The sequence below is a fragment of the Pseudoduganella sp. RAF53_2 genome, assembly GCF_052113985.1.
In the GTDB taxonomy this organism is placed as follows: domain Bacteria; phylum Pseudomonadota; class Gammaproteobacteria; order Burkholderiales; family Burkholderiaceae_D; genus Rugamonas.
The window spans coordinates 1-7664 of the sequence record NZ_JBFRDW010000380.1 but is presented as its reverse complement, the minus strand read 5'-3'; the positions used below and the strand labels follow the sequence as shown (position 1 = coordinate 7664).

General features: G+C 58.1%; 8 protein-coding genes. 3 read left to right on the top strand and 5 right to left on the bottom strand.

Annotation, left to right across the window (positions count from 1 at the left end; genetic code table 11):
• Positions 1-170: 170 nt before the first annotated feature.
• Positions 171-1082 (top strand): LysR substrate-binding domain-containing protein, encoded by a 912-nt coding sequence (locus AB4Z11_RS20600; protein ID WP_442027332.1) that lies wholly within the window; start codon positions 171-173, stop codon positions 1080-1082.
• 16 nt (positions 1083-1098) lie between these two features.
• Here the strand turns inward: AB4Z11_RS20600 and AB4Z11_RS20595 are convergent, their stop codons facing one another.
• On the bottom strand, positions 1099-1830 hold the full coding sequence (locus tag AB4Z11_RS20595) for a hydrolase (RefSeq protein WP_442027331.1): 732 nt from the start codon (positions 1828-1830) through the stop codon (positions 1099-1101).
• A gap of 140 nt (positions 1831-1970) precedes the next feature.
• Positions 1971-3146, bottom strand: coding sequence for an MFS transporter (locus tag AB4Z11_RS20590; RefSeq protein ID WP_442027330.1), 1176 nt, complete (start codon positions 3144-3146; stop codon positions 1971-1973).
• A gap of 147 nt (positions 3147-3293) precedes the next feature.
• Between AB4Z11_RS20590 and AB4Z11_RS20585 the strand changes: the two genes are divergently transcribed.
• A complete protein-coding gene (locus tag AB4Z11_RS20585) occupies positions 3294-3902 on the top strand; it encodes a TetR/AcrR family transcriptional regulator (protein WP_442027329.1) in 609 nt (202 codons plus the stop codon).
• On the opposite strand, the gene AB4Z11_RS20580 is transcribed toward AB4Z11_RS20585, so the two are convergent.
• A complete protein-coding gene (locus AB4Z11_RS20580) occupies positions 3856-4764 on the bottom strand; it encodes a LysR family transcriptional regulator (protein WP_442027327.1) in 909 nt (302 codons plus the stop codon). The genes AB4Z11_RS20585 and AB4Z11_RS20580 overlap by 47 nt on opposite strands.
• A gap of 97 nt (positions 4765-4861) precedes the next feature.
• Between AB4Z11_RS20580 and AB4Z11_RS20575 the strand changes: the two genes are divergently transcribed.
• Positions 4862-5254 (top strand): RidA family protein, encoded by a 393-nt coding sequence (locus AB4Z11_RS20575; protein WP_442027325.1) that lies wholly within the window; start codon positions 4862-4864, stop codon positions 5252-5254.
• A gap of 290 nt (positions 5255-5544) precedes the next feature.
• Here AB4Z11_RS20575 and AB4Z11_RS20570 read toward each other — a convergent pair.
• A protein-coding gene (locus tag AB4Z11_RS20570; protein ID WP_442027324.1) for an IS3 family transposase occupies positions 5545-6695 on the bottom strand; the annotation gives its coding sequence in 2 pieces (ribosomal slippage) (positions 5545-6449 and positions 6449-6695; 1152 coding nt in all).
• A 411-nt stretch (positions 6696-7106) separates the two neighbouring features.
• A partial coding sequence (gene abiEi, locus AB4Z11_RS20565; RefSeq protein WP_442027322.1) for a type IV toxin-antitoxin system AbiEi family antitoxin occupies positions 7107-7664 on the bottom strand: 558 nt, incomplete at its 5' end.

Sequence of the window (7664 nt, the reverse complement as noted above, 5' to 3'; positions counted from 1 at the left end):
CATTCCGGCAGGCCGCCAATCGTTCTGGTTTCCATATCTGAGCAATCTTAGCGGCCTCATATCGTTTGAGAAGTAAAGTGGATTGGACGCAGCGTTCGACAAATACAAACGATGACATGTCATATGTTTGCGTTACCATTCAAACCCCAAGCGAACCCCAGGACAAGGCAATGTTGGACTTGAAGGATGTGTTTTTCTTTGTGCAGGTCGTTGACCGAGGTGGATTCACCGCCGCGAGCGAGGCCCTCGGCCTGCACAAGTCCACGCTCAGTCATCGCATCAAGGAACTGGAATCGTCGCTGGGCGTGCGCCTGCTGAACCGTACCTCGCGGCAGTTCGGCGTGACCGAAGTGGGTGCGGAGTTTTACCAGCACGCGTTGACGTTGCTGGAAAGTTCGCACTGCGCGGAGGAAGCGATGCGCCAGCGGCTGGCGGAGCCGAGCGGTATTATCCGCATCACGTCACCGGTGGAGATCTCGCAGTATCTTTTGCGGGAAGCCTTGCCGCGTTTTCTGAGCCTGCACCCCAAAGTCACCATTCAGGAGAATGCCACCGACCGGCTGGTGGACATCGTCGGCGAGGGCTTCGACCTCGCGCTGCGCGGCCACGGCTCGCGCCTGCAGGATTCGGAACTGGTGCAGCGTCCCATCGCCGAAGCGCCCTGGTGCCTGTTCGCGGGGCCTGGGTACCTGGAACGGCATTCGGAGCCGGACGATCCGGAGTGCCTTGGCTTGCACAGCATTGTGTCGATTGTCCGCAAAGGACCGCCGCAATGGAAAATGCACGGGCCGAACGGACGCCAGCAGACCGTGGCGTTCACACCGCGCTTCCAGAGCAATAATCTGATTTCCCTGAAAGAGGCAGCCTGCTCCAATGTCGGCGTGGCCGCCCTGCCGGGTTATATCTGCCGCGACGAATTGGAGAAGGGGACCTTGCGCCACATCCTGCCGGGCTGGATCGCATCGGAGGCGCGTATCTCGGCACTGATCCCCTATCGCAAAGGCCGCCTGCCGGCAGTGCGTTCCTTCGTCGATTTTCTCGCGGCGGAACTGCCCAAAGTAACCGCCTTCGATCTGGGATGAAGGCGGTCATGCCTGATTACTTGCGCAGCGAGCGGCTGTAGTTGATGCCGACGCCCCACGAACCGCCATGCTCCGTCACGATCTTGGTGACGGCGTCATAGGTCGCCTGGTTGCTCCAGTCGTATTGCAGTTCGGAGATCACGCCGATCCAGGTCATTGGGCGTGCGCCCGCTTGCACCATACGCTGAATACCCAGCTGGTGTGCTTCGACGCTGGAGCCGCCGGAGGCATCGGCCACGAAGTAGACTTCATAGCCCGCTTCAATTGCGGAGAGCACCGGCAGGGCCAGGCACAGCTCCGTCCAGGTGCCGGCGAAGATCAGCTTCTTGCGGCCGGTCTTCTTCACGGCATCGACGATGCGCTTGTCGGCCCATGCGTTCAACGAAGTGCGGTCATACACTTCCTGGTCCGGGAACACCTTGCGGATTTCGGGGATCAGCGGGCCGGTGAATGTATTGGCAGCCACCGTGGTCAGGATGGTCGGAATACCGAAGGCCTTGGCGGTTTTGGCCAGCGCTTCGACGTTGTTGATGATCGTCTGGCGGTCGTGCGAGGCGATGCCGAAGATGGTTTGCGGCTGGTGGTCGATCAGGATGAGGACGGAGTTGTCCTTGGTGATGAGTTCACGGCTCTCCTTGGCATAGCCTGGCTGCGGGGCAGCTGCGAAGGTTGGTGAGGCCGGCAGCGCCGCAGCAACGAACGCAATAGCGACAGCTGCCGCGATCCGGCGAACTTCTTTAAGCTTCATGTGTTGATCCTTTTTTTGGAAACGGTCGGCCGTTACGACCCGGGAGAAGATCGGCGGATCTGATTATGTCCAACACATTCACGCTTGCAGAGCCATCCCGCTCGGACGCAGCGTTTGGATTTCACCAACGATTACAAGGCTTACTTTGACGGCACGGCGTTGGCCGCATCGAGGTCATCGCCCTCAATGCGGCGCGCCGCCAGCTCCGACGTCACGATGGTCAACGCGAACAGCACGACTGCGAAGTAGCCGAGATTGTGTCCGCCCAAAACATGCAGACCTGCGGCGCCCAGCACGCCTGCCGCCGTCACGCCAAGATAGGTTGCTGCGGTGTTGAGCCCAAGGACCACAGGTGCAATGGTTGGGGCGATGTTCACCAGGCGATATTGCTGCGGGCCGATGATGCCCCATCCCGCCACGCCCCACACACCGATAGCAATCACCGCCGACCACAGATGGCCGCTTGCCAATGGCAGCAGCGCCATGTCGACGACGAGCACGGAGAGCATGCCGATCAGCACCCAGCGTGGGCCGAATTTATCCAGCAGACGAGACAAGGCCACATTGGTCACCGTTCCGCCAGCGCCCCACAGTACCAGCAGCGCACCAAACAAAGCGGTGCTGGTCAGAATGCGATCGAAGACCACGGAGAAGTAGGTGTAGATCACGAAATTGCCGGCCATGGCCAGCAGCGTGGTGATCAGCACCAGGCCGACCCGCGCGTCACTCAACGGTGCAAGGCGCGCCGACAGGCTCACTTTCGGCGGCATCGGAATGTCTTTCAGCAGAATGGAGATGCCCGTCGCAGCGATCAGACCGACTGCCGAGACGAACACCATGGTCCAGCGCCAATCACCCAGGCCGCCGATGACGGTGCCCATGGGCGAGCCCAGTGCGGTCGCAGCAGTCAGTCCGGCGACGATGATGGTCAGCGCCTGGCCGCGCTGTTCAGGCTTCACAATCATGGCGCCGGTGCCGGTGGCAGTTGGCGCGTACATAGCGGCGCCCAGTCCAGCCAAGGCACGCGATAGCAGGGCGACAGTGAAGTTTGGCGCCACGGCAGTCACCAGGTTGGCGACGATGAAGGTGGCCAGACCGGACAGCATCAGTTTTTTCCGTGGCACCGAGGCGGCCAGCGCCGCGATGGTCGGCGACAGCAGGGCGTAGGCGATGGCGTACACCGTGGTCAGCTGTCCAGCCAGACCGGCATTGACGTTGAAGGCATGCGAGATTTCGGGTAACACACCGGCAACCACAAAGCTGTCCGTCCCCAGCGCAAACATTCCTAAAGCCAGTATCAATAGGCGCTTGTCCATGGTCATGAGTCCTTAATTTTAGATGACGACATTTCACTAACCTGGCTAATAATAGGACTCGCAATCTAAAAAGTCAAAGGATAGATGATGGCCTTGCACTAAAAAATAGAATGGCTATGATGTAGCCATGATCAGCAGGAGCAGCGCATGAAGAAATCGAAAGTGGAAACCGCAGAAACCCGGAAGCGAATCGTCGAGATCGCAGCCAGGGCATTCCGGAAACAGGGTATCGAGGCCACCGGAGTGGCGCAGATCATGGCGACGGCTGGGCTGAGCCATGGCGGGTTTTATCGCCACTTCAGCTCTAAAGATCAGCTGGTTACCGAGGCGATGTCCGCGTCCGATAAGAATCTGCTGAGGGATTCCAAGGCTGCCGCTGACCAAGGCGCCAAGGCAATGCTGAGCGTCTTCCATGACTACATGACGAAGGACTATCGCGACAATATGGAAGATGGCTGTCCGCTGGCGGCCATGGGCAGCGAACTGGTGCGCGCAGCCGGGGAAACGCGGCATGTGGCGACCAATAACTTCAAGAAGATTATCGAAACAGTCTCACCCTTCATGCTGGAGCACGATGGCGAAGAACGCAGCGACGTGGCGCTCAGCCTGATCACCAATATGGTCGGCGCGCTGACGGTTGCGCGCATGCTCGATGATCCGGAATTTTCCGACCGGATTCTGGAAATCACGCAGCGCCGTATTGCCCGTTCTATCGATATGCGTGCTGCCCCATCAGCGCCACCACCCAATCGATAAACACGCGCAGCTTTTTGCTGATGTGGCGGTTGGCGGGGAAAGCAAGGTAGAGCGGCATCGGATCGATGCGCCAGTCGGCAAACAGCCGCACCAGTTCGCCACTTGCCGCGTACTTTCGCGCCATGTAGTCGGGCAGCCATAGCACGCCCAAGCCCGCCAAACCGGCGGCGAGGTAAGCGTTGCCATCATCGATGGCCAGCGCGTGGCGGCTTTGCACTTTTATGCGTTCGCCATCGCGTGATAGTTCGTAGGGAAAACCCTTTCCGGCGGGCGACCAGTTGAAGCTGACGATGCGGTGCCTTTCATTTTCCAGTTCGGCTGGATGCACCGGCGTACCGGCTTGCGCCAGATAGGCCGGCGCTGCGTAGACGCCGAGTGGCAAGTCCGCCACTTTGCGCGCCATCAGTGACTGGTCGCTGAGCTCGCCACCGCGCAGGACGCAATCCACGTTTTCGCCAATCAGGTCCACCATGCGGTCGCTCACGCCAAGGTCGAGCTGCAGGTCGGGATAGCGGGCATAAAAGTCGGGCAAGGCGGGCACCAGGATCATGCTGGCAAGCGGGCTGGGCACGTCCACGCGCAGCAAGCCTTTGGGCAGCGATGATGCGCCCGGCAGGCCGGTTTCCACATCGTCCAGCTCTGCCAGCAAGGGCACGATGCGCTCGTAATAGGCGTTGCCGTCCGCAGTGACGTTGACCTGGCGCGTGGTGCGATTGAGCAGCTTCACGCGCAACCGCGCTTCCAGCTGCTGCACCAGCTGTGTTACCGTGGCTCGGCTCATGTGCAGGGTGTCGGCCGCCTTGGTAAAGCTGCCGGTTTCCACCACGCGCACGAAAGCCTTCATCGCATCGAATCGGTCCATTGTTTGGATTATACAAACAGTGCTGGTGGGGCTTACCTATTTATTGGTTGGAGCAGCATGGCTACAGTTTGGATATGCAAACTAATGGAGAGCTGCAATGACACAACGCGATGTTGTTTTTCCACCCGGCCGCCAGGCGCTGTATGAAAAGAACCGCTATTCCCCGGCGGTGCGCTCGAATGGATTCCTGTTCGTTTCCGGCCAGGTCGGCAGCCGCGAAGACGGCTCGCCCGAGCCGGATCTGGAAGCCCAGGTCCGGCTGGCTTTCCAGAACCTGAACGCGATCCTGGGCGCCGCCAACAGTTCGTTCGACGATGTGGTTGACGTGACGGTGTTCATGGTCGATCCGCAATCGACATTCGAACGGATCTGGAGCGTGGTGCAGGATTATTGGGGCGGCGCGCCTCACCCCACGGTGACGGCCGTCGGCGTGACCTGGCTGTATGGTTTCCAGTTCGAGATCAAGGTGATCGCCAAACCACAGGCGTAAAGCCAGTGGCTGCCACATCGTGGCAGCCACTTGGGTCTGGCCTTGGGTTCTGAATGAAAAAAGCCCCGTAACGCGAAGTTACGGGGCTTTTTGCTATTGAAAGTTCCGGATCAGACCTGTTGTGTGTACCTTGGCACGTAAACAACTACGTAAACAACTGGAGAAGCCTGCAACTACGGGCTTCTTAGAGATCCGCGTCTCCCCCGATTTGTGCCAACTGTAAACAGTTCGCACCAACCGTGTACTATAGATCGGCTATGCGAATCTTCATCTGAATCGCCACGAGTCTGCTAGACACCCGCGAGCCGTTCAAAATGCCTTCGCTCAAACTCTGCTGGCGAAAGCCTGTCATTAAATCCGTGACGGCGTTTCGGATTGTAGAACATCTCGATGTAGTCGAAGATGTCCTGCCTGGCGTCGTCCCTGGTTGCATAGGTCTTGCGCTTGATGCGCTCGCGCTTTAGAAGCTGGAAGAAGCTTTCAGCGACCGCATTGTCGTGACAGTTTCCGCGCCGGCTCATGCTTGGCTCTAGTCGATGCTCTGTCAAGAAATCACGCCAGTCCTTGCTGGTGAACTGCGAGCCCTGATCGGAATGAACCATCACAGGATCGGTCGGCTTGCGTCGCCAAACAGCCATCAGCAGCGCATTCATCGCCAACTCCGTATCAATCCGTGAACTCATCGACCACCCGACAACCTGGCGTGAAAACAGATCGAGTACGACGGCCAGGTATAGCCAGCCTTCATGGGTTCGAATGTAGGTAATGTCCGTCACCCAGACCCGGTTTGGCTCAAGCACGTCAAATTGCCGTTGCAGATGATTCGGCGCCACCACCGACGGCATGCCGCCGCCTTTCCACTTKCGCTTGCCGTATCCGGTCTGCGAACGTAAGCCCACTGAGCGCATGATGCGGTGAACACGATTGATGCCACATAGCTCTCCGAGATCGCGCAGGTCGTCGGATACCTTGCGGTAGCCATAGACCGCGCCGCTTTCCAGCCATGACTGCTTAATGTGACCGAGCAGGCGCTTGTCTTCCTTGGCTCGCTTACTTTCAGGCTGAACGCACCACGCATAGAACCCGCTGGGATGAACACCCATCATCTTGCACAAGCGTCGCACCGGAAATTCGTCCTGTACTTCCTGAATGAAGGCGTACCTTACCCGGACGTCTTGGCAAAGTACACCGCGGCCTTTTTCAAGATGTCGCGCTCCTCGGTAACGCGTTTCAACTCGGCCTTCAGTCGCCGCATCTCGTCGGACTGGGCGTCCTGGGCCTTGCGTTCAACTTCGGGCACGCCATACCGCTTTGTCCATGCATAGATGCTGTGGATGCTAACGCCAAGCCGCTCAGCGACCTCGGCTGCTGGGTGCCCGCGATCAATAACCTGCTTGACCGCAGCGATCTTAAATTCCTCCGTGTAACGCTTCCCACTCATGATTTCTCCTTTGCCTAAATTATGGCTCAGGAGTGTCTACAATGGTCGTGGCGATTCAAGCGAAGTAATTCCGCTGCTTGGCCGCGAAACGCATGCCACGTGCACGGCCGCTGAATTATCAAGCCGCTTGCACGAATGGTTCCGAATGCTACCTGAGGCTACGACGGTGCTCTACGATTTCGAAACTGACCGACAACTTCTAGAGGCCTCATTTCTAGGTCCTCGGCCAGACAACCTGTGCGGTTACGAGCTCATCGATCACAAGATCTTCAGACACTCGGCGTACAAGCTAGGTGAGGTGCTGACATACTCATCGGCATGGCCGCCACATCATGCTTTAGCAGACGCCCAAGCTCTTCGCGAAGGATACTTGAGGTGGGAGGCAGCAACAACCGGCCGAGATTGGCGTAGTCAGAATCTCCCACGCCGTTCGTGATCGCATACCTCATTAAGCTCTTTCATCGCGCCCCGATCAAGCATGTTCGTATTACGTCCCACACGCAATAGGTCTGCAATGGCGGCTTCTTTGGTGGCGACGCGTAATGGGYGCCCCTTATGAGAAACCGTGCGCCGAATCAGTTCCGCAGTCTGRCGTTTGGTATGAGTAAATTCAATTGTGCCGTAGGGCGTTTCGTGAAGGCCGCTCGCACCGGTAGTCATGAGCGTAAGACGACTGATTGGAACCTGGGAAATTAAACCGTATTCCGAAAGCATCGATTCCATAGTGAGGTAGGAGTAATGTCCACGTCGCAGGACTGCCGCGATATCCTCAATTACCCAACCTTTTTTTGACCGTGCCATTGGGTTAAGATAGACGCCTCTCGCCACCCGCTGCAAGACACCGTCGGCAACCAGGCGTTGCAACGACTTTTCTAACGCCTTTTCCTTTTCGTGCGGAAAAGCTTTTGCCAGATCTGTCTTAGTCAAAACATACACACCGACTTGGTCTAAGGCAATCAGCTTGTTAAG